The organism is Limosilactobacillus caviae, assembly GCF_014635905.1.
GTDB classification, from domain to species: domain Bacteria; phylum Bacillota; class Bacilli; order Lactobacillales; family Lactobacillaceae; genus Limosilactobacillus; species Limosilactobacillus caviae.
The window spans coordinates 1-693 of sequence record NZ_BMDS01000023.1 but is presented as its reverse complement, the minus strand read 5'-3'; the positions used below and the strand labels follow the sequence as shown (position 1 = coordinate 693).

The window sequence follows — 693 nt, the reverse complement described above, 5'->3', positions numbered from 1 at the left end:
AAGCTTTCACTCTGCGATACCGAGTTACTTAAGCTTTCACTCGTTGATACCGAGTTACTTAAGCTTTCGCTCATTGACACTGAGTTACTTAAGCTTTCACTCTGCGATACTGAATTGCTTAAACTCTCACTCATGGAGACGGAATTGCTGAGACTTTCACTCATGGATACCGAGTTACTTAAGCTTTCACTCTGCGATACCGAGTTACTTAAGCTTTCACTCTGCGATACCGAGTTACTTAAGCTTTCACTCGTTGATACCGAAGTGCTTAAGCTTTCGCTCAGTGACACTGAATTACTCATACTTTCACTCATGGATACCGAGTTACTTAAACTTTCGCTCGTTGAGACTGAAGTACTTAAGCTTTCACTCTGCGATACCGAGTTACTTAAGCTTTCACTCGTTGATACCGAGTTACTTAAGCTTTCACTCGTTGATACCGAGGTGCTTAAACTCTCACTCATGGAGACGGAGTTGCTTAAGCTCTCGCTCATTGACACTGAGTTACTTAGACTTTCGCTCATTGATACTGAATTGCTTAAGCTCTCACTCAGCGATGTTGAATTACTTAAGCTTTCACTCTGCGATACCGAGTTACTTAAGCTTTCACTCGTTGATACTGAATTGCTTAAGCTTTCACTCGTTGATACCGAGGTGCTTAAACTCTCACTCATGGAGACGGAGTTGCTTAAG

At 42.1% G+C, this 693-nt stretch carries 1 protein-coding gene; it reads right to left on the bottom strand.

Going from position 1 to position 693, the window contains the following annotated elements; translation table 11 throughout:
- Positions 1–674, bottom strand: a 674-nt coding sequence (locus IEU90_RS11215) for a hypothetical protein (protein ID WP_188358152.1), incomplete at its 3' end; no start/stop codon positions are given.
- Positions 675–693 lie beyond the last annotated feature (19 nt).